Consider the following 21,995-nt stretch of genomic DNA (forward strand, 5'->3'; position numbering starts at 1 on the left):
ACTAGCGGAATTTGGATAAAGCAAGTTCTTTACTGATTATTTGGCAAATAACTGTTCGGCATCATCCAGCGCCATGCTATGGCCGAGTGAAGAGTAATCCAGCCATTTCTGACCATCCAGCATGTATACATGCTTTTCCTTCACTGCTTTGAGATTCTGCCACACCGGGTTGGATTCGAGGGCGTCGAATGTAGCCTGGGCTTCACTGCCTTTACTGATAATGACGAAGATGGCATCGGCATGGTAATCCGGCAGCACTTCTTTGGAAATGACGGAAAATGGCTCATCGGCTGCAATATCCGCTACGCCATCGGCGGGCTGGAGCTTCAGATCGTTGTACATGATCGGCCCCAGTGGTCTGCCTGTACTCATGACACGCAGTTCCTTGGCTGTGGCACGGATTGCCATTACTTTGGCATCAGCACCCAATTTGGCGTGAATCATTTCGCTGACTTTAGCCGCCTTGGCCTCATAGGTCTGGATAAATTCATCAGCCTGCTGGGTGCGCCCTACGTGTTCGGCGATCTGCTTCAGATGATCCTGCCAGGTGCCTTGGTCCATGTTAATGACGATCGTTGGCGCGATCGCTTCGAACTTGGCCAGGTCTTTGCCGGAATATTCTTTATCAATGTAAATGACGTCCGGCTGCAGAGCGAGCAGTGCCTCCATATCCGGATCAGCGACCGCACCCAAACGGGTTGTTCCCTGCAGCTGGTCGGCTACGTGCGGCAGAAAATCCTTTACATCTCCGCCGACGACCGAACCGACCGGCTTGATGCCGAGAGCCAGCAGATTATTCGTAATATGGATCGACATCGACGCTACACGTGCACTGGCATCGTGAGTAATGACTCCATTCTCCGTTTTGACCGACCCGCTGGCTTTAGCTGTATCTGCGGGTCCAGCTGCCGGTTGTCCGCAGCCAGCCAGCAGCGCCATCATCATACCTACCATAACAATGAAATGCATTTTTCTGAACATCTATTTTTACCTCCACATGAATCAATACTTTTTAAACAATAAATACAGAAAATAAGGCCCGCCAATCGCAGCTACCACTACACCGGCCGGAACAGCATTCGGCTGAAAAATCGAGCGTCCCACGGTGTCTGCAGCCAGCAGAATCACAACACCGAGCAGTGCAGCCGCAGGTAAAAAGTAACGGTGCTGCGCTCCCGCCAGCTGCCTGGCCATATGCGGAGCGATCAGCCCGATAAATCCGATCGAGCCGACCATCGCCACACTGGCCGAGGACAGCGCAACCGCGAGCAACATCAGACTGATTCGGCTCCGGTTCACCTGACTGCCTATACCGGAAGCCAGCTCATCCCCGAGCGTGAACAGATCCAGATAACGGGAACGCCAGTACACCCAGGGCAGGATCAGCACAATCCAGGGCAGCAGCGTCCATACATGAATCCAGTCTCTCGCCCACACACTGCCAGCCAGCCATGTCGCTGTAAAGGTATAAGTATCCTCATCCAGCTTTAACGACAGCAGCAGTGTGACTGCGCTGATTCCGGCCGATATCGCAATACCGACCAGGATCATCCGAATCGGCAGTATCCCCCGCTGACGATCGTAGGACAGCAGGAAAATGATCAGCGCAGTCACTACACCACCGGTAAAGGTAAACAGCGGAATCAGTACAGATACCGATCCTTCCATCGTACGGAAAAAGGACACGAAAATAATCAAGCCGAGCCCTGCCCCCGCGTGAATACCGAGTACACCCGGATCTGCCAGCGAATTGCGTGACGTCCCCTGCAGTATGGCTCCTGCGACCGCGATACCCGCTCCAGCCAGAATCGTAATTACAATACGCGGCAGACGATAATCGAACATAATCATATGCTCCTGCCGGGTACCCAGCCCGAGCAGTGTATACAGTACCCGCAGCGGAGAGAGCCGGATCGTACCAGTATTCAGACTGATCAGAATAGCGATTACGGCGATCAGCAGCAGAATCATACTCACCAGCCAGGCACGGCGCGCCCGCTGCAGCCGGATATGATGGATATTCATTTACAGCTCTCTCCCTTCCCGGCGTGCCAGATACAGGAAGAACGGAACGCCCACTATAGCGACCATCGCTCCAATCGCGAACTCTCTCGGCGGCTGTACCATCCGTGAAGCAAAGTCAGCCCATACCAGTAAAACCGCCCCCAGCAATGCAGACAGCGGAATGACCGCCCGGTAATCGACTCCGATCAGGCGGCGTGCCATATGAGGTACCACCAGTCCGACGAAACTGATCGAACCGGCGGCAGATACCGAGACTCCCGCCAGAATAACAACAACCGTCAGAGCCATCACACGTATGTAACGAACATTTATGCCCAGATTGACCGCCGATTCATCTCCCAGGGACAAAAAGGTAATCGGACGTCCCAGCAGCATCGCCCACATGATCGCCAGCATAATAACAGGCGTCATCAGCTTCAGCTGTGCCCAGGTGACTCCACTTACCCCACCGGCATACCAGAACGCCAGGTCCTGACTCAGGTCAAAATAAATGGCTACCCCGGTACTGAAAGAGTGCAGCATCGCCGCAATGACCGCTCCGGCAATCGTCAGCTTCATCGAGGTCAGCCCTCCAGGCGTCGCCGAGCCAAGCAGCACAATCAGCAGTGTAGCCAGCGCTGCCCCGGCAAAGGAGAGCAGCATCAATCTCGAATACGAGATCTGCGGAAGAAAAGCAAAGCTCAGCGCCACTACGGCGGCCGAACCTGCATTAATGCCCAGAATGCCGGTATCCGCCATCGGATTGCGCGTAACTCCCTGCATCATCGCACCCGCCGCGCCAAATGCCATGCCGGTTACGACTGCACCAAGTACACGCGGCAGCCGCAGATCATGCACAATCTGATGAGCCGTTAGGTCCGGATTATAATGCCATACAGCAGACCAGACTGCAGCCAGCGTCAGCTCTTTCGCTCCATAGGATACAGCCAAAAATATCGACAGCAGCAATCCTACCGCCGCAGCCAGAAGCCAGATTCCGATTCGCAGTTGTCTGCCAAATAACATAATTGTCCATTCCCGTCTTCTTTAATTAATATTGATAATCATTATCAGTATAGCATAGCTTCATTTTCCGACCTATGCATAATTAAAGGCAAGAATGGCGATCACTGACAATGTGCAGGAGATCCAATAATAAAAAAGCCTTTCTCCATACACAAAAGCATCATTGTATCGATTGGACACAACATCTTCCATGTCTGGAGAAAGGCTTGCATAAAACATTTTTTTTGAAGAAGATATACGTCCGGAATATGGAATCCTCCGGCAGATTCGCTTGACCCATGCTTCGCTGTCAGGCACAATAGATATAGAACATTGTTATACGCTTACATCACCTATAACCCATTCATTCCATATCACTAATTCTATTTTTCAGGAGGCTGTTATCCCCATGAGTAAAGGTCTTTCCCTATGGTTCGCCGTTTCTTCCATCATGCTGCTGCTGCTCTGTGCGATCGCCATTTCCCATTCCGCATGGCTCGCTGTACTGCTCGGTGTACTGGGCGTCGCCAATATCGGCTGGGGCTTTGTCATCAAAGCCAAGCGTGAGCGCCGCAGCAGCAACTATCCGGCCTGAATCAGAATCCTTTAGGCAGGAATCCCATTTTATCTTTGACTCCGGTTAGAATTTTCTCCGCTGCGGCCTGTGCGTTTTGTGCACCCTGGCGGAGAATATCACGGACCTCACCGGTCTGACGAATCTCCTGATACCGCTGCTGCAGCGGCTCCAATCCGGCTACTACCACTTCTGCCAGATCCTTTTTGAACGGGCCGTACATCTGGCCTTCGAATTTCTCCGCTACCTGTGCCAGTGACATTCCCGAGAACTGCGAATAAATGGTCATCAGATTGCTGACTTCCGGTTTATTGGCCGGATCATATTGTACTTCACGTCCGGAATCCGTTGTCGCCCGGCTGATTTTTTTGCGAATGACATCCGGCGGATCGAGCAGAGCAATATAGCTGCCTGTGTTCGGGTTGCTTTTGCTCATTTTTTTCGTGCCATCATCCAGGGACATGATGCGTGCACCAACTTCCGGGATATATGGCTCCGGCAGTGTAAAGAATTCACCGAATCGGTGGTTGAAACGTGCCGCCAGATCGCGGGTCAGCTCCAGATGCTGCTTCTGGTCATCGCCAACCGGCACGACGTCTGCATTGTACATCAGAATATCAGCTGCCATCAGTGCCGGGTAGACAAACAGTCCGGCGCCTACATTTTCTTTGCCTGCCGATTTATCCTTGAACTGGGTCATACGCTCCAGTTCACCCATCGAAGCGAGTGTTGTCATGATCCATCCGAGCTCTGCATGCTGCGGTACATGGGATTGCAGGAAAATATTCGCTTTGGACGGGTTCAGTCCTGCCGCCAGATACAGAGCAGCTACCGATTCGGAAGCTTCGCGCAGTGCCTCGGGGTCCTGGGCGACTGTGATCGCATGCAGATCCACCACCATAAAGTAGCAATTGTACTCATTTTGCAGTTCCACAAAGTTCTTGATCGCGCCGATATAGTTACCGATGGTCAATAGACCGCTCGGCTGAATGCCGGATAATACAGTTTTCATCGATAATTCCTCCTCAAAGTAATGATGCATGGGGATACTTTATAAATAGTGACTTCAGCAAAGCATATTTATCCGCTCTGCCATGGCAATCATCTGCGGCAGAGCCGGCTGTGACTTTGTGCGGCTATACTGTGGCTGTATTACGGAACGCAAAAAGGCCACACATCCTGCAAGGGACGTGTGACCGTGGTGCCACCCTCATTTACCGGTATCGCTGGCTGCAGCGCAATCACTACAGCACGGATCGAATCCGGCCTTATCTGCGTTCCGTTAACGGTGAACAACCGGCCCGCCTAATCCGGAATCATCCGCAGATGTCCATTTCAGCCAGGCACTCCTGAGTCCATTCAGCAGACCATCTTCACCGGTTCGCATCATCCACCGGCTTTCTGGAGAAGCATTCTTCTGCCTACTACTCTCTATCATCGTATTCCCAGTATCTTGCACTCATCATAATTCCCAATTCCTTAAATGTCAAATTCCTTTTTATCCGTAAAATCTGGTATGATAACTGTATTATCCTCACTCCCATTTGTTCTGAAAGATCAGGAAGGAGCAGCGCAATGAAAGTGACCAAAGGAACCTGGAATAAATACGAGACGTACATTTTGAAAAGCAAGCAGCTCGAAGTCACGCTGCTGCCCAAGCTCGGCAACAATGTTATCGGTATACGCGACCTGCAGGAGAACCGCGAGATTCTCCGCCGGCCGGAAGAAAGCGAGCTTGATTTTTATCTGCAAAAGCCGTACCACTTCGGCATGCCTATGCTGATGCCGCCTGGCCGGATTCGCCGCGGGCATTTTGAATATGATGGTGTGGAGTACCAGTTTGACCAGAATACCGCCAATAATAATCATATCCATGGCCTGCATCGTACCCAGCCGTGGCGCATATCTGATATCGATGAGAATGATGCCGGGTGCCAGATCGTTACCGAGCTGCTGACAGCGGATGATCCCAATTGGATCAGACAGTATCCGACACCACTCAAACTGGAAATGACGCTGCAGCTGCAGGGGACTTCCCTAATGCAGCGGCTCAAAATTACCAATCTGGGTGAACATTCCGCTCCATTTGGATTTGGACTGCATACCTGGTTCCTGCTGGATGGCGAGCCGGAACGCTGGACGCTCAAGATTCCGGTCAGTGACCAGTTGCTTCAGGACGAAGAGCAGATTCCGACCGGTGAGGTGGTTCCGCTGGATGAATGGGAAGAACTGAATACCGGCATGAACATGGCTAACCGCAACTGGGATAACCTGCTGCGCATCGGTGACAAACGTCCGGTGAGCGCCGAGCTGAAGCGTGATGATGGCTACGGTCTGCGCTATTCGGCAGATCCGGATTATTTCAAATACTGGGTATTGTATACCAAAGGCGAGAGCGACCAGTTTCTTTGCATCGAGCCGTATACCAGTCTGCCGGATGCTCCCAACTCTTCGCATCCACCGCAGTTTACCGGCCTGATTGAACTTCATCCCGGTGAACCGGTTGAGCTGAGTCTGCAGCTGGATGTGGTCGAGAAATCTACCATGCTGTAATCTAACATAAAATTATAAAAAAGGGCCTCCCAATCGGGAAGCCCTTTTTGCCATTGTTCCATCCCAGTACACCGGGTATGCGGCTCAATCGAGCCAAATGGAATAATATAATATAAACGTATAATGGCAGTAAACATGATGCCTGTTCAGGTACAATGGCGGTGTTATTGCTTCTTGCTACTTTTTCGAAAACCAAACGGTACATTGCTGCTTGCAGATCATTCTCATGACTTTACGATAATTCTGCGTTAGTATCGCTGTATGTAGCTCTTGGATAGCGAATCATGTGGTTAGCCATGTTGTAGTTCGATTCAATCACCGTGTCGACTGCGATCAGCCCTTTGCGCACTGCAAATTCATAGCTGATTTCCCCATGCGTCCAATGGTTTTTGAATTTTAGCGATTCAATTGCCATTTGGCGAAACGATTTGATCTGAATCGCACTCAATCCCTCTTCAGGACCACTCCACTCTCCCTCTCTACCAGCAATCGGATTGTGCTTAATGCCAAACTTTCCAATCATGTTATTGCGGATCTGAATAAATACCGTCCCCGAATCCAGACAGGATAATTCATTCTCAAGCTCCTTAAAGACGATATCAAGTTGTCTCGCCAGAGAAACCAGATCATTTTTAGGCATATGTTCCCCTTCCTTTCTCCCCCTAGTCCCATGTAATCAGGACTTAAGACTCATTATATGTCGATTGTTACGATCTATCAAGTCATAGATGTAAAATTAGGTATTAAGAACCATTATTCGACACGAAATTCCTTTAACTACTAAGTAACCTTATTTTTATGTTCCCTTTTATATAATGAATTTACTTTCCTCTTTTTTTACTTTTTGAAGGAAACAATTGAACAAAAACAGCCTTCTCCATCTCCTGTGCGGAATATGGAAAAGGCTGCTGTTATTCTTTGTCCCTGATCAGGAACGTGCATAGGAAGCTGTCATTTCTAGGAACAGCTGTACATCTGCTATACCGACATCCACCGCTCCCTGCCAGAATTCCGGCTGGGTCAGGTCAACGCCCAGATGCTTCTGTGCGAGTTCCTCGACAGTCATCCGTCCAGTATCCTGCAGCAGTGCATCATACTTGGCGGCGAATCCTGCGCCTTCACGCTGAGCGAGCGCATAGATGCCTGTACTGAACAGATAACCGAATGTATACGGGAAGTTGTAGAACGGCACACCTGTTTTGTAGAAATGCAGCTTGGATGCCCAGAAGTGCGGATGGTAGGACGACAGCGTATCACAGAAGGCTTCACGCTGCGCTTCTTCCATCAACTGGCTCAGTTCTTCACTGCCAACCATGCCGGAGCGGCGCTGTTCGTAGAATCGTGTCTCGAACAGGAAGCGGGCATGGATGTTCATGAAGAATGCAATGCTGCGCTGGATTTTATCTTCCAGCAGGGACAGCTTCTCTTCCTCGCTCTTCGCTTCTTTTACCAGGGAATCCGCGACGATCATCTCGGCAAAGGTCGATGCCGTCTCGGCGACATTCATCGCATACTGCTGGCTGAATGCCGGCAGATCATTCATCACATGCTGATGATAACCATGTCCCAGCTCATGAGCCAATGTCGATACATTGGAAGCCGTACCGCTGTAGGTCATAAAAATACGTGTCTCCTTGCTCAGCGGCAGGGAGGTACAGAATCCGCCCGGACGCTTGCCGGCACGATCTTCCGCTTCAATCCAACGCTTCTCAAAAGCCTGGGCGGCAAAGTCAGCCATCTCCGGATTAAACTTGCGGAACTGCTCCACGATCAGATCAGCCGCATCATCATAACTCAATGTGCTGTCCACATTGCCGATCGGTGCCTCGACATCATTCCAGCTCAGTCGGTCCACGCCCAGTACCTGTGCCTTGCGCTCCAGATAGGAGACGAATACCGGTTTATTTTTGACAATAACATCCCACATCGTATCGAGCGTCTGCTGGGACATCCGGTTGATCGCGAGCGGTTCCTTCAGTACACTGTCCCAGCCGCGGCGGTCGTAGAGCTTCAGACGGAAGCCGCCAATATGGTTCAGTGTATCCGCACAAAAGTCCTCCACGCCTGTCCATGCTTCTTCCCATTTCCGGAATATCTCTTCACGAATATTGCGGTCCCGGTCGCTCATCTTATTGGCGGCCTGGCCTGCCGACAGCATCACGGTCTCTCCATTTTGTTCAAATGGAATACGCACATGGCTGACAATCGTATCATAAAAGTCGCTCCAACCATGGTAGCCGTCTACCGCGAGTCCCAGTGCCAGACTCTCCAGCTCAGGAGACATCTTCTCACGGGCAACCGCACGGATCTCATTCAGGTAAAAGGCGACCGATGCTACCTGTGGACGTTCGATCCAGCCAGCGAATACCTCATCGGACGTATCCACCAGAATACTCTGGAACTGTACGAATAATGCCTGCAGATTGGCCGATAGGTCGGATAATGCAGCGGATAAACGGGTCGCCTGTTTGTCGCTCTGATCCTGGGCGGTCAGACAGCCGGCAAATGATCCCGCTTCACGTAGGCGAATGCGTGTATCCTGCAGCTGCTCCAGCAGTGTATCAAAGTTCTGTGTCTCTTCTACCTGCTGCGGAGCCTTCTGCTGCTTCAGCTCGGACGCCAACCGATCGATGTCTTCTGTCAGCTTGCCCAAAAACACTTGTAATTGTTCCGAAGTGGAGCCTCCTGCAAAAATAGGTTCCAGGTTCCAGGTAGGATTCAGCGGATGGTTCATGTTGACATCACCTTTCTGTGTAGGTCTGCATGCAGACAGAATATGAATATGACCAGTGGTTAATTACAGTTTGCAGCAGTGCATAATATCCAGCATTCCTCTGCTGCGTGAAAGGCCAGACCGTTCATCCCTATGTATGTTCAATTTCTTGTGATGGACGAATGACCCCATTCATGGAGCTGTCGGGAGCCGTAATGTCAGGCTGCTGCTAACTTCCTCGGGGCCGGATGCAGCAGTATCATCGCCAAGAGGGTATAACTATAGTATACTCTAATTCAATACTATTTTGTAATGAGGAGGGAGCCTTTGATGCGACCACTACAGATTTCTGCGGATACGGCTGTCAAACTGGCCGAGAAGCTTAATGTTCCTCTGGAGCAGCTCATGCATATGCCACAGCACATCCTGATGCAAAAGCTGGCCGAACTCGCCAAGGATGAGTCAAAGGGCGGCAATGAATAATGATTCCATTTAATCAGGCCTGGCCTTACGATATTGTAATGAACGATGTATATATTCAGGAATGTCCTTTCTGCCAGACTGCCAATGTGCTGCTGCCGATTCGTCCCAAAGAGCTGGCAACCATTCATAATGGCAAAAAGAAACTGCTGGTCTTCCCTTGCTGCAGCAACCGGGTGACCCTGCTGGACAGTGATTCGGATTATCTGCTGACCGATACGGTGCTGCGCTAAGCAACGCAGTTCCCGCAGTCACATGTATGATAGACAGCTGCTGTAATGTGTATACTTCTGTTGTAATCATATTAGTGAGACGATATGATACTGTACATTCTGTCCAATCAGTCATCAAAAAAAGGAGCCCTCTGATGGAGTGGCTCCTTTTTTTTGTATCCTCATCGATTTGATTTGCCTTACTGCTGCATCTCTTCCGGCAGATCGATATTTTTGGACAGCATCTGTTCCCGCAGTACAACCCACTGCTCCCGCGAAGCTCGGATCATCGCCGAATCGGTAATGTGCTGATCGTTAATGACACGCGAGAACCATTTCACCGCATCATTAAATTCTCCCAGACGACGATGCAGTTCTCCAATCAGATACATCAGCTTGGCATCACTGCCGCTGACGCTCTCCAGCTCAAAGACACGGATGTACGATTCCAGACAGTAACGGATAAAACGCAGTTCCTGTTCGATCTCTCCATTGTATCGATACAGCCAGGCAATATGATGCAAAAAGCTGGCCACGATACGTTCACGGTCCCCTACCGTCTGTGCACACATTAGTGCGAGTTTGTAAGCTTCCAGTGCCTGTTCTCCCGTACGCTTCCCGCCCATATCGCGCTTGGCGACACGGCTGCCGATCTGCTTCATATATTTTTGTTTCTGTTCATTGCTCAGCTTGGCAACAGAATTCTCGGTCGAGGCGAATCCGCAGTGCGGGCATATCCGCACTACATAATAATCCGGATTCTCATGCTGGTAATAAGCACAGAAATCGGAATCCCGCCGTACTGCGCGCTTCATGCTTGGACGAACCCGACTTGTTTTAAAGTCCTCCTCGCATTGCGGACAATTTACCGTTATCTGATATAACGGTTCTAGTTCCAGTGACTCCCCCATCTGATCCATCTTCCCCCAACATCAATTTGTATTTACAAAGTGGTGGGCCGGGCCGGACAGACGGTCTATGATAAAGACACGCAGTTCGTCCTCCACCCCAATATCAGTCAATGCTTCATTCATGCAGGCCAGCCAGGCATCCGCTTTTTCATGCGTAATCGGAAACGGCATATGCCTTGCTCTCATCATCGGATGACCATGCTTTTCCGAGAACAGCGGCGGACCGCCAAAAAACTGTGATAAAAACATATATTGCTTTTCCATTACCGGATCAATATTTTCCGGAAATAAAGGACCAATTAACGGATCACGCTGAACTTTCGGATAAAATGCTTCAACCAGACGACGAAGACCTTCATCTCCGCCAAGCAGTTCGTAAATGGATTGATCAAATTTCACAGTGAATCGCCAACTTTCCATGCGTCATTGCCAAAATTATAACATAGTTGGATGGGTACTTGAATGAAGGGGGGATAATTTCCCTAATGTTAGCCATCCGGATATGGATGCAATAAAAAAGAACGCTAAAGTGAATTTAGCGCTCCCTGCCATTTCACGCCTTTTGCAGCGGAAAATGGATATATGAGTAGAAATTAAGTTAGGTTAAAGTGTCGAAACTGTCAGTACATGCTTCCGTCTTCTTCACCAGGATGTGTAAAAGAGGATCGGATGACATACACAAACGCACATACAACAAGACCGGATATAATACTTACACTCATCTTGATCACTCCGTTTCTCAAAGTTATGTTGACTTCCGACGAGAGGTACGTTTTATTCTTGTCTTTATTTTACCACACCCAATATGAAATAGGACCCTTTTTGTAAGCGTTCTCTTTAACAATTAGATTACAGGCTCTTTACAAAACGGTGCATTGTTGCGTTTATATTGCGCTTACGTAACTATCTGGTTTTCCGGTTAATTATTCAGTAAAACATTGTGTTCCCTGTAAGAATTGATTATCATCAAAAGTGAGTAGGTTAACCATATTGGACAAAGGAGCTTCCTTAACTTGAGATACTATGTACTTGATCGCGGAGACCAATTATCCATTGAACTTAGTGAACGATTCCATAAGCTGGCTGCCAAGTACGGTTTTGAACTCGATGCGGAATCACCTGAAATTGTCGTCTCTATCGGTGGAGACGGTACGATGCTGCACGCTTTCCATACTTTTATTGATCATATTCCTGACCTTGCCTTTGTCGGTATTCATACCGGACATCTGGGCTTCTATGCAGACTGGAAAGCCGATGAACTGGAGGAACTGGTCAAATTTATGGCAGGTGAGTCCGGCGACAGCATGGAACACCATCCCAAGATCGTCAAATACCCGCTTGTGGATCTGGAGATCAACACCAAGAGCGGTACGTCTCATTACACGGCTCTGAACGAGTTTACACTCAAAGGGGTAGACGGTACAACCGTAGTCGCCCAGGTCGATATTAATGACGAGATTTTTGAAATGTTCCGCGGTGACGGCATCTGCATCTCGACGCCATCCGGAAGTACTGCCTATAACAAAGCGCTTGGCGGGGCGATGGTGCATCCCACCATCGAAGCACTGCAGATCGCAGAAATCGCCTCGATCAACAATCGGGTCTATCGTACACTGGGTTCATCCATGATGCTGCCCAAGCACCATCACTGTGATATTCATTCCCGTAAGCAGCAGCGCCTGCAGCTGACGATTGACCACCTGAATCTGTCGATTGATGATCTGATCTCTATCCGCTGCCAGGTGTCCAAAGTACGCGTCAGCTTTGCCCGATACCGCCCGTATCCGTTCTGGAACCGGGTCAGACAATCTTTCCTCGGCTGATAGCCCCAGGACGAACGGAGAGCGAGTAAGAGTGTGCTTTTCTTTTATATCCTGCTTCAATCGTTCTATCGTTACAAAGATGACTATGCTGGATATGCTCTTAGCAGACAGAACAAAAAAGCTGACTTCGTAAAAGAAGTCAGCTTTTTTTGTATTTTATCCATCCTACTGCTTTCATGTGCAAGATACCAACTGCACTCTGTATGCACGGGAAGAGTCGGAATAGATCCATTTCCATGGAATTCTGCATTCTTTCAGCAGCCGAGTTATTCCGGCCGCTGTGACGTTTCCTCATGATTCTCAGCAGTACGGTTTGGTTCCTTTGGCAGCGGTGATGTCATTTGCGTCTCTCCTGTCGGCGTTGGTGTTGTTCCAACTGCCGATTGTGATGAGGAGCTGTTGGTATCCAACACCGGTTGTCCTGCTGTCGGCTTAACCTCAGTTGACGGCTGCGGTGGTGAGACTTTGGTGTCCTCTCCTGGCGGTACTGACGTTTTAACCCCAGCTGGCACCTGTGAAGGTGAGACATGACTCTCCACTACCGGCTGCACTGCCGGTTTAGCCTCGGCTGGTGACTGTGATGGAGAGACTTTGGTTCCCCCTGCTTGTGCTGCCGATTTGGCTGCAGCAGCTGACTGCTGTGAAGCGACTTTCGTCTCTCCTGCAGACTTGGACCCTCCGTTGCCTTTGGATCGGGAACCGCTGTCCGCTGATGCGGTTTTATCGGTTTTATTATGCTTGTCCTGCCGTTCCTTGCGTGAGCCATGTCCTCTGGACGGCTTATCCGGCTTCTCGGCTTTTTCCCCTTCGGCAGCAGATTTAGGCGGATTGCCGGTATCTTTTACCTTCTGGAGTACAAAATAGGCACAGCCAAAGTTGCAGTATTCATTAATATATTCGGTCATGCTGGATAGCGATGTATCCTTGCCCGCTTTGGGATGACCATCACGGTAAAATCCTTTGAGGCGCAGCTGGTTGTATCCCCAGTCCCCCAGAATATAATCATACCGGTCCAGCACTTCACTAAAGCGGTCACGGAATACTTCTACGTTCCATCCGTCCCGGTGTTCTTTGATAAGTTCGTAAGTTTTGCCACCAATCTGAATCAAGTTTTCCCCGCCTTTCAGCAATTAAACGGTCGAAGCTTCCTTCGACTTGGATGCGGATTTCACCTGTTCATGCGCATGATAAGAACTGCGGACCAGCGGACCGGACTCCACATGACTGAATCCGCGTTTGAGTCCTTCTTCTTTGAGAATCGCGAATTCTTCCGGAGTATAGTATCGAGCCACGTTCAAGTGCTTGGGACTTGGCTGCAAATACTGCCCCAGTGTCAGAATATCGCAATCTACCGCACGAAGATCATCCATTGCTTGTAGAATCTCATCCCACTCTTCGCCTACGCCCAGCATGATACTGGATTTGGTTGGGATGTCTGGTTGAAGTTGTTTGGAATTGCGCAGCAGTTCCATGGACCGTGGATACTTGGCTCTTGCTCTGACACGGTCAGACATTCGTTCCACGGTCTCAATATTATGATTAAGAATATCCGGCTTGGCATCCATAACGATTTTGAGGGAATCAATATCTCCCATAAAATCGGGAATCAGTACTTCCACACTACAGAGTGGAAGACGCTTGCGCATTGCACGGATAGTTTCCGCGAAAATGGTTGCGCCTCCATCTTTCAGATCATCGCGGGCCACACTCGTAATAACACAATGATTCAGGCCCATCTTCTCAGCGGCTTCCGCTACCCGTTCTGGCTCTTGCAAATCAAGCTCCGTCGGCATTCCCGTATTGACAGCGCAAAAACGACAAGCGCGTGTACAAATATCTCCCAGTATCATAAACGTTGCAGTACGATTGGCCCAACATTCGTAGATGTTCGGGCAGCGTGCTTCTTCACACACCGTATGCAGTGTTTTGGAGCGCATCATGCTCTTGATTTCCTGATAGTTTTCGTTGTTGGTCATCTTGATTTTGATCCATTCGGGCTTCGGTTGCTTAGCTTTTGTAGACAAGATGTTTGACCTACCTTCCTCGGTTGTATTGTCTTTCAGGATTTATTGATCATTGGGATACATTATAACACGAAATGCATGAGGCTGAAATCTTTGCTTTCTTCATTCTCCATGATCGTATACACTGTAAGTTGTTGCATAGACAACGAAATGTTTTTTTGGAAAGGACGATTTCTGTATATGAACAAATCTGCTTCACCCAGCCCTCTGACTGCCGCGGGCCTGACCAAATCCCGGCGTCTGTGGATTGCCCTGATTCTGGGCTCCCTATCGGCTTTTGCTCCTTTATCGATTGATATGTATCTGCCTGCGCTGCCTACACTTGCCGAGCATCTGCAGACCAATGCTTCGCTCGCCCAGCTCAGCCTGACAGCCTGTCTGCTCGGTCTGGCCTTCGGACAGCTTATTGTAGGTCCGCTCAGCGATGTCAAAGGACGCCGTACACCGCTGATTATTTCATTAATGCTCTACGCTGTGTCTTCGCTGCTCTGTGCACTGACAGGCAATATATGGATGCTGATCCTGCTCCGCTTTATCCAGGGAGTGACAGGGGCCGCGGGCATTGTCATTTCGCGTGCGGTTGTGCGCGATCTGTACTCCGGTCATGAACTGACCCGCTTCTTTTCGCTGCTGATGCTCATAAATGGAGTTGCACCGATTGCAGCGCCGATTATTGGCGGACTGCTGCTCAAATTTGTACCGTGGCAGGGTGTATTTATCGTGCTTGCTGCGATTGGCGCGATTATGTTCATTATGGTGCTGTTTGGGCTGCCGGAGACGCTTTCCCCGGAACGTAAAGTCAGCGGCGGATTGGGCAATACACTGCGTACATTCGGCCGGCTGATTCGGGATCGTGCTTTTATCGGCTTTGCCCTCTCGCAGGCTTTTATAACCGCTGCCATGTTTGCCTATATCGCCGGATCGCCTTTTGTTGTGCAGGATATTTTCAGCGTTTCCGCACAGGGATTCAGTCTGTTTTTTGCCATTAATGGGGTGGGTATCGTTATCTTTGCCCAGCTTGCGGGCCGACTGTCCGGCAAATACGGCGAATACCGGCTGCTGCGGATCAGTCTTGTGATTGCCTTTATCGCTTCGCTGCTGCTGCTTGTTATTGCTTTTGCAGGCGGTGGGTTAATTCCGATTGCTGTGATGCTGTTCCTGGTCGTATCGTGTGTCGGTTCGGTAGGGGCCACTTCCACCTCGCTGGCGATGCAGAGCCAGGGCAGTTCGGCAGGTAGTGCATCTGCGCTGCTGGGACTGCTGCCACTGCTGCTCGGCGGCGCGGCTTCACCTCTTGTCGGCCTCGGCAGCGGCTTGACCGCGGTACCCATGAGCCTGGTGATCTTTGGCGCGGAAGTGCTGGCTGTACTGAGCTTTGTCGTCCTGGTTCGACGTCAGCAGCAGTAAGCTGTCTGCTGGCATAAGCAAGCAAGCGGCACCGCTGGTACCAGCCGTAAGCATACAGTAGGCAATGTATGCTGATGCAAGCAGTGAATAAGACAGGATAGCACCAGCACGTTGATCCGGATTGAATATAATGCTGCTTCATAACTGCTGGTGCGGCTGGATATGAATAACCGGTAAAATAAAAAACACCGTAGAGACAGAAGAATATTCCTCTGTTTCTGCGGTGTCTTTTATTTTAAAATATTGGCACAGTGGTTATTCTACAGTCCTCGCTGACGCATCGCCTCAAATAACAAAATTGTCGAGGCCATCGCCGCGTTCAGTGATTCGGCCTGTCCCTGCATCGGGATCAGGATATGCTCGTCCACCATCGCTGCTGTAGACTCGGAGATCCCTTTCCCCTCATTGCCAATTACAATCCAGGCGCCACTGCCAAAATCATACGTATAGCATGACTTCTCCGCCTGCAGCGACGTGCTCAGCAGCACAGCGCCCTGCTCTTTGGCAGCAGGCAGGATATCCTGCAGATTGCCTTCCAGTACCGGCAGATGGAACAAGGAACCCATCGTGGAACGAATCGTTTTGGGATTGTACAGATCGGCACAGCCTTGTCCAAGTATTACACCTGCCGCTCCCGAAGCATCCGCACTGCGGATAATCGTGCCAACATTGCCTGGGTCCTGCACACCATCCAGCACGATTACGATACCTTTCGGCTCTGCCAGAATCGATTGCAGCAGCGCATTGCGCTTGTATACAATTGCAAATACCGGCTGCGGGGTCCGGGTATCTGTACATTTGGCCAGCACCGCCTCTGAGACGGCTACATACTGGGCTCCGCCTGAATACGAAGCGATATCCGCCTGCAGCTCTGCCGGTATTCCTTTCTCCGTATCATAGACGATATACTGAATATCCCAGTCGCTGCGCAGTGCTTCGCTGACCAGATGAATGCCTTCGATAATGAACTTTTCCTGCTTGTCCCGGTGCTTTTTCTCCAGCAGTTGGGCCCACTCTTTTACACGTGCATTTTGCGTCGATAGAATTTCCATTAGTTTTCCAGATCCATTTCCATTTTGATCAGATCGTGCTTTTGGCCGACAATGACCAGTATATCCTCGGCTTTGAGCCGCTCTTCCGGCGCCGGCGCGATATTCATATGACTATTACGCTTGATTGCCATTACGTTGCAGCTGTAGCGGGCCCGGATGTTCAGCTCGATCAGGTTATGACCGACCATGGAGTCGGTCGCTCTCATTTCGACAATACTGTAATCGTCGGACAGCTCAATATAATCCAGCACATTCGGTGAGGTCAGATGATGAGCTACGCGAACCCCCATATCCCGCTCCGGGAAAATGACTTTGTCTGCTCCGATCCGCTGTACCACTTTGCCGTGCAGCTCATTCTGCGCTTTGACCAGAATCATCGGAATCTCCATTTCTTTCAAAATGAGTGTCGTCAGGATGCTCGCCTGAATATCTTCACCAATCGCTACCACAACCACGTCAAAATTACGCAGACCGAGCGCCCGCAGCGCTTCCTCATCCGTCGAATCCGCGACTACCGCCTGTGTTGCAATATGGGACACTTCCTGTACGCGATGTTCATCTGAATCGATCGCCAATACGTCAAATCCCATTTCACTCAGTGTCTTTGCAATACTGGAACCAAAACGGCCGATTCCAATAACCGCATACTGCCTTCTAGCCATAATCTACCTCCAGCACATTCATTAAAATACCAATATCCACTACAGTTATCTACATTCGCTGACTATTATTCGTTTAAATTGTAACAGATGCCATAAACAAATGCAGATTGCTGAATAGGAATATCTTCTGTATTCAACAATCTGCATATTCAACTTGTATTAATACATGATTGGCTTTTTTATGGAGCGGTCTGCAGGAACTGCGCATCCGGATTTTTCTCTACGGCTGTACGCATGGCATATTCATTTTCGAACAGTACAACATGGTTGCCTTTTTTATCCTTAACCAGTGTCGAGTTGATCCGGAACTTGGATGGATCCAGATTGTCGGCGACGATCCAGCGTGCAAACTGGAATGGCATCCGCTGCAGCTGGACATCCACGCCATACTCATTTTTCATCCGGTATTCGAATACCTCGAACTGCAGCTGTCCGACCACGCCCAGAATCGTATCATCAAAGCTGACGGTGTTAAATACCTGGATGGTACCTTCTTCGGTCAGCTGATCGATTCCTTTTTGATACTGCTTGTATTTCAGAGCATTCTTGGCAGTCACTTTGGCAAAGATCTCCGGAGAGAAAGTAGGCAGCTCGTCAAAAACAATGCTGCTGCCTTCACTCAGAGAATCCCCGATACGGAAAATGCCTGGATCGAACAGACCGACGATATCGCCCGGATAAGCTGTCTGTACGATATCACGATCCTGTGCGAGGAACTGCTGCGGCTGAGCCAGTTTGATATCTTTGCCGACGCGTACATGCTTAACGCTCATACCGCGTTCAAACTTGCCGGATACGACACGCAGGAAGGCAATCCGGTCACGGTGAGCCGGGTTCATATTCGCCTGAATTTTGAACACATATCCACTGAATTTCTCGTTAGTCGGTTCAATCAGCCCTGCTGTACTGCGGCGCGGTTCCGGCTTCGGTGCCAGTTCCAGGAAGTTCTCCAGGAATGTCTGCAGTCCAAAGTTATTGATCGCACTGCCGAAGAAAATCGGAGTCAGTTCACCCTTGAGTACTTTTTCATAATCAAAAGGATCGCCTGCCACATCGAGCAGTTCGATATCCTGAGTGAGCTGCTCATACAGGAAATCACCAGCCATCTCTTTGATGATCGGGTCACGGTAATCTTCTACCTTTGTCACTTCGATTGTGGAATGATCGTCTCCCTGGAACAGTTCAACCTGACTCTTCATCCGGTCATATACACCGCACAGTTCGCGCCCCATTCCGATAGGCCAGTTCATCGGCACCGAGCGAATACCCAGTACCTGCTCCAGCTCTTCCATCAGATCGAATGGACTGCGTCCTTCACGGTCGAGTTTGTTGATAAATGTAAAAATAGGAATGCCGCGCTGTGCACAGACCTGGAACAATTTGATTGTCTGTGCCTCGACCCCTTTGGCTACGTCAATCAGCATGACTGCCGCATCTGCTGCAGTCAATGTACGGTAGGTGTCCTCACTGAAATCCTGGTGACCCGGTGTATCCAGAATGTTGATCCGGTGACCATTATAATCAAATTGCATAACGGAAGAAGTAACCGAGATACCACGCTGCTTTTCAATTTCCATCCAGTCACTTGTGGCGTGTTTGCTTGCTTTACGCGCTTTGACTGTTCCAGCCAGACGAATGGCACCACCAAACAGCAGCAGCTTCTCCGTCAAAGTCGTTTTACCCGCATCCGGGTGAGAGATAATCGCAAACGTTCTGCGTTTGTCGACTTCCTGCTGTAGTTCTTTATCTATCATTTTACTCATTATCATTTTCCCTTCATCACTTGAATAGACTGTACTTATTGTAGCATATCCACAGCAAAAACACTCTTATGTCATGCCAACATAAGAGTGTTTATTCGATAAAAGACGCTTCTTTTATTGTATTCCATCCACACTGGAGTGTCCATACATATCACTACAATTATAGACAGTTTACCACAGTCGGATAATAAATAGGTGTATGGTGACTATTCCTATGTGTTGTCCGCACAGAATAGTGTTATTGCAATTGATTATGCTTAACCTTAGCGGCTGTTCGCCTGCCAGATCACGTCATCTTCATCCTGTCCATTGACAGGCCACCAGTGAAATCCATCCCGCTGGAGCAGCTGATGTGTCTCTTCCGGTCCCCAGGAGCCGGCTGGATAGGTTTTTACATCTGATGGATGCTGTTTCCAGGCCTGATCAATATGATCGATAAAGCTCCAAGCTGCAGCCACTTCATCCCAGCGGGTAAAGTAGGTCGAATCGCCCTGCGCCGCATCTTCCAGCAGACGCTCGTACGCTTCCGGCGAGTTGATGCCGATCATGCAGCTTTGGCAAAATTCCATCGCCAGCGGCTGAATTTCCGAATCGGAACCCGGCTTTTTGGCATTGATCTTGATATAAATGCCTTCCATCGGATTGACCCGGATGACGAGCAGATTGGGCTCCAAGTTATGACGCTGCCCCAGATATACATTGGTCGGCATGCGTTTGAACTCAACGATAATTTCCGTTGTTTTTACCGGCAGACGCTTGCCTGTTCGGATATAGAAAGGTACACCCGCCCAGCGGAAATTATCTACCAATACTTTCGCCGAGAAATACGTTTCTGTATTCGATTCGGGATCTACCTTATCTTCTTCACGGTAGCCCGGCAATTCCTTGCCTTTAGCGGAACCGGCTGTGTACTGGGCACGCACCACATTTTTATCAACTTCTTCTGCTGTCAGATAAGGCCGCAGGGAGCGCAGTACTTTTACTTTCTCATCATGGATATCTTCCGGCATCAGACGGCTTGGCGGTTCCATGGCGATCATGGCCAGCATCTGCAGCATATGGTTCTGACCCATATCCCGCAGCGCTCCGGAATGATCATAATAGCCTCCACGCTCTTCGACGCCTACAGTTTCACTGAGCGTGATCTGCACATTCGCTATATGCTGATTATTCCAGAGCGGCTCGAAAAAGGCATTGCCAAACCGGATCACCTCAATATTCTGTACCATTTCCTTACCCAGATAGTGGTCAATCCGGAAAATCTCATCCTCTGCAAATACTTGCGCCAGTTCGGCATTGAGCTTGCGCGCCGATTCCAGATCATAGCCAAACGGCTTCTCGATAACCAGACGGTTCCAGCCCTGTCCATCCATCATGCCGCCTTCACGCAGATTCAGTGATACGCTGCCAAACAGCTCCGGTGCCAGTGCCAGGAAGAACAGGCGATTACCAGGAATGCTGAATTTCTGCTCCAATGCTTCGGTCTGCTCCCGCAGTTCACGGAAACCCGCGACATTATTAATATCCAGGGATTTATATTCAAAATGCTCCGCAAATTTGTTCCAGTCCTCACCAGGCTGGATTTTATAGCGGCAGAACTCATCAATCGACTCATGCACATTATCACGGAATTCCTCGTTCGTACGCGGACGGCGAGCTACACCGATGACCGCAAAATCCTCTGCCAGCTTTCCTTCACGGTACAAGCTGTAGATGGCGGGGAATAGCTTGCGACTGGCCAGATCGCCAGTGGCTCCGAAAATAAAAAATACAGCGCTTGGTGCCTGCAATGTCTCAACAATTGGGTTATCTGTCATGGCTCCTCCACTTCCTATGTAAATTTTTGTTTTACGCAAACAGGTGCTGGACAAAAATCACTTGTGTAGAATGATGCTCATGATGTTCCATACGGACAGTATACCTGATATTACCGGCAAAGCCCAAATGACCCTTTTTAACCGGCAAATTACAGATCGACTGTTTCTTGCCCGGACCGCTCTGCAGGGAAAAAACCTTTGCAGATCCGCCTTCAGGCAAACGTATTTTACCATAATTACCCGGATCACTGCCATCTAACCACACATAAAAAGTACTTATACCCGGTAAAACTAAAAATGATAAACAAAGTTTTTTATGAACATATCAACATATGGAAGAGATGTGACTACTCCGCCAATCCATTTTTATAAGCATAAATAGCCGCCTGGGTGCGATCTTCTACACCCAGCTTGGCCAGCAGATTGGTTACATGGAATTTGACCGTTTTAATCCCAATAATCAGCTCATCCGCAATATCCTGATTGGATTTACCCTGAGCGAGCAGACGCAGTACATCCATCTCCCGTTCGGTTAACTGCTCATGAAGCGCACGTTCAACCGGTTCACGGAAACGGCTCATCATTTTGGAGGCTACCTGGGATTCCAGTACAGACTGTCCTCTGGCTGCTGCCCGGATCGCATCGGCAATCTCGCTCGCCCGTGATGTTTTCAACAAATAGCTAAAAGCACCTGCTTCGATAACCGGATACATTTTCTCATCATCCAGATAACTGGTCAGTACGATGACTTTGCACTGCGGGTGAATCTCCAGTACCCGGCGGGTTGCTTCGATGCCATCCATTCCGTCCATTACCAGATCCATCAGTACGACATCCGGATTGTATTCCTGGGCGAGCCGGATACCATCCGCACCGTTACTCGCTTCCCCGACGACTTCAATACCATCTTCCGTATCCAGTACGGCAGCCAGACCGATTCGCACCATTTCATGATCATCCACAAGCAGCACCTTGATCAATTCACTGTTATCCAT

General features: G+C 49.6%; 21 protein-coding genes and 1 other annotated feature. Of the genes, 6 read left to right on the forward strand and 15 right to left on the reverse strand.

Annotated elements, in window-relative coordinates:
- Nucleotides 1–36: 36 nt before the first annotated feature.
- The 3 genes from WH45_RS18240 to WH45_RS18250 are packed head-to-tail and all read right to left on the reverse strand — an operon-like array spanning nt 37 to nt 3,030.
- On the reverse strand, nt 37–981 hold the full coding sequence (locus tag WH45_RS18240; RefSeq protein WP_046215857.1) for an ABC transporter substrate-binding protein: 945 nt from the start codon (nt 979–981) through the stop codon (nt 37–39).
- A 21-nt stretch (nt 982–1,002) separates the two neighbouring features.
- Nucleotides 1,003–2,025 (reverse strand): FecCD family ABC transporter permease, encoded by a 1,023-nt coding sequence (locus WH45_RS18245; RefSeq protein ID WP_046215858.1) that lies wholly within the window; start codon nt 2,023–2,025, stop codon nt 1,003–1,005.
- Nucleotides 2,026–3,030, reverse strand: a complete 1,005-nt coding sequence (locus WH45_RS18250; RefSeq protein ID WP_046215859.1) for a FecCD family ABC transporter permease — start codon at nt 3,028–3,030, stop codon at nt 2,026–2,028.
- A 388-nt stretch (nt 3,031–3,418) separates the two neighbouring features.
- On the opposite strand from WH45_RS18250, the gene WH45_RS18255 reads away from it, so the two are divergent.
- Nucleotides 3,419–3,604, forward strand: coding sequence for a hypothetical protein (locus WH45_RS18255; protein ID WP_046215860.1), 186 nt, complete (start codon nt 3,419–3,421; stop codon nt 3,602–3,604).
- A gap of 1 nt (nt 3,605) precedes the next feature.
- Here WH45_RS18255 and trpS read toward each other — a convergent pair whose 3' ends face one another.
- A complete protein-coding gene (gene trpS / locus WH45_RS18260) occupies nt 3,606–4,595 on the reverse strand; it encodes a tryptophan--tRNA ligase (protein WP_046215861.1) in 990 nt (329 codons plus the stop codon).
- 169 nt (nt 4,596–4,764) lie between these two features.
- Nucleotides 4,765–5,030 (reverse strand) — a binding site (T-box leader).
- 128 nt (nt 5,031–5,158) lie between these two features.
- Here trpS and WH45_RS18265 point away from each other — a divergent pair.
- Nucleotides 5,159–6,136 carry an aldose 1-epimerase gene (locus tag WH45_RS18265; protein ID WP_046215862.1) on the forward strand — a complete coding sequence of 326 codons (978 nt, stop codon included), beginning with the start codon at nt 5,159–5,161 and terminating at the stop codon, nt 6,134–6,136.
- Nucleotides 6,137–6,368: 232 nt separating this feature from the next.
- Here the strand turns inward: WH45_RS18265 and WH45_RS18270 are convergent, their stop codons facing one another.
- Both WH45_RS18270 and WH45_RS18275 read right to left on the reverse strand, forming a co-directional pair.
- Nucleotides 6,369–6,776: a hypothetical protein gene (locus tag WH45_RS18270; protein ID WP_046215863.1), complete on the reverse strand. Its 408-nt coding sequence runs from the start codon at nt 6,774–6,776 to the stop codon at nt 6,369–6,371.
- 288 nt (nt 6,777–7,064) lie between these two features.
- Nucleotides 7,065–8,870, reverse strand: coding sequence for a M3 family oligoendopeptidase (locus tag WH45_RS18275; protein ID WP_046215864.1), 1,806 nt, complete (start codon nt 8,868–8,870; stop codon nt 7,065–7,067).
- Nucleotides 8,871–9,179: 309 nt separating this feature from the next.
- Between WH45_RS18275 and WH45_RS23225 the strand changes: the two genes are divergently transcribed.
- Both WH45_RS23225 and WH45_RS18280 read left to right on the forward strand, forming a co-directional pair.
- Nucleotides 9,180–9,332, forward strand: a complete 153-nt coding sequence (locus tag WH45_RS23225; RefSeq protein ID WP_082096937.1) for a YycC family protein — start codon at nt 9,180–9,182, stop codon at nt 9,330–9,332.
- The gene (locus tag WH45_RS18280; protein WP_046215865.1) at nt 9,332–9,562 is read left to right on the forward strand and encodes a hypothetical protein; all 231 of its coding nucleotides are present in this window, start codon (nt 9,332–9,334) and stop codon (nt 9,560–9,562) included. Before WH45_RS23225 ends, WH45_RS18280 begins: the two co-directional genes overlap by 1 nt.
- Nucleotides 9,563–9,741: 179 nt before the next feature.
- On the opposite strand, the gene WH45_RS18285 is transcribed toward WH45_RS18280, so the two are convergent.
- Entirely contained in the window at nt 9,742–10,461 is a 720-nt protein-coding gene (locus WH45_RS18285; protein WP_046215866.1) for a DUF2225 domain-containing protein, read from the reverse strand.
- 12 nt (nt 10,462–10,473) lie between these two features.
- Nucleotides 10,474–10,851 carry a globin domain-containing protein gene (locus WH45_RS18290; RefSeq protein ID WP_152663591.1) on the reverse strand — a complete coding sequence of 126 codons (378 nt, stop codon included), beginning with the start codon at nt 10,849–10,851 and terminating at the stop codon, nt 10,474–10,476.
- 614 nt (nt 10,852–11,465) lie between these two features.
- On the opposite strand from WH45_RS18290, the gene WH45_RS18295 reads away from it, so the two are divergent.
- The gene (locus WH45_RS18295; RefSeq protein ID WP_046215868.1) at nt 11,466–12,275 is read left to right on the forward strand and encodes an NAD kinase; all 810 of its coding nucleotides are present in this window, start codon (nt 11,466–11,468) and stop codon (nt 12,273–12,275) included.
- Between the two features lie 266 nt (nt 12,276–12,541).
- Here WH45_RS18295 and WH45_RS23230 read toward each other — a convergent pair whose 3' ends face one another.
- Complete coding sequence (locus WH45_RS23230) at nt 12,542–13,384, reverse strand: YutD family protein (RefSeq protein WP_082096945.1); 843 nt, start codon at nt 13,382–13,384, stop codon at nt 12,542–12,544.
- Between the two features lie 21 nt (nt 13,385–13,405).
- Entirely contained in the window at nt 13,406–14,299 is an 894-nt protein-coding gene (gene lipA, locus WH45_RS18305) for a lipoyl synthase (RefSeq protein WP_082096939.1), read from the reverse strand.
- Between the two features lie 180 nt (nt 14,300–14,479).
- Here lipA and WH45_RS18310 point away from each other — a divergent pair, with 180 nt between their 5' ends.
- Nucleotides 14,480–15,706 (forward strand): multidrug effflux MFS transporter, encoded by a 1,227-nt coding sequence (locus tag WH45_RS18310; RefSeq protein WP_046215869.1) that lies wholly within the window; start codon nt 14,480–14,482, stop codon nt 15,704–15,706.
- A gap of 260 nt (nt 15,707–15,966) precedes the next feature.
- Here the strand turns inward: WH45_RS18310 and WH45_RS18315 are convergent, their stop codons facing one another.
- From WH45_RS18315 to WH45_RS18340, 5 genes are all read right to left on the reverse strand, one after another.
- Nucleotides 15,967–16,758, reverse strand: coding sequence for a TrmH family RNA methyltransferase (locus WH45_RS18315; protein WP_046215870.1), 792 nt, complete (start codon nt 16,756–16,758; stop codon nt 15,967–15,969).
- The gene (locus tag WH45_RS18320) at nt 16,758–17,420 is read right to left on the reverse strand and encodes a potassium channel family protein (RefSeq protein ID WP_046215871.1); all 663 of its coding nucleotides are present in this window, start codon (nt 17,418–17,420) and stop codon (nt 16,758–16,760) included. Before WH45_RS18320 ends, WH45_RS18315 begins: the two co-directional genes overlap by 1 nt.
- A 179-nt stretch (nt 17,421–17,599) precedes the next feature.
- Nucleotides 17,600–19,183 carry a peptide chain release factor 3 gene (locus WH45_RS18325; RefSeq protein WP_046215872.1) on the reverse strand — a complete coding sequence of 528 codons (1,584 nt, stop codon included), beginning with the start codon at nt 19,181–19,183 and terminating at the stop codon, nt 17,600–17,602.
- A gap of 263 nt (nt 19,184–19,446) precedes the next feature.
- Nucleotides 19,447–21,000, reverse strand: coding sequence for a glucose-6-phosphate dehydrogenase (gene zwf, locus WH45_RS18330; protein ID WP_046215873.1), 1,554 nt, complete (start codon nt 20,998–21,000; stop codon nt 19,447–19,449).
- 347 nt (nt 21,001–21,347) lie between these two features.
- Nucleotides 21,348–21,995 carry a response regulator gene (locus tag WH45_RS18340; protein ID WP_046215875.1) on the reverse strand — a complete coding sequence of 216 codons (648 nt, stop codon included), beginning with the start codon at nt 21,993–21,995 and terminating at the stop codon, nt 21,348–21,350.

This window comes from Paenibacillus wulumuqiensis (assembly GCF_000971965.1).
GTDB lineage: Bacteria > Bacillota > Bacilli > Paenibacillales > Paenibacillaceae > Saccharibacillus > Saccharibacillus wulumuqiensis.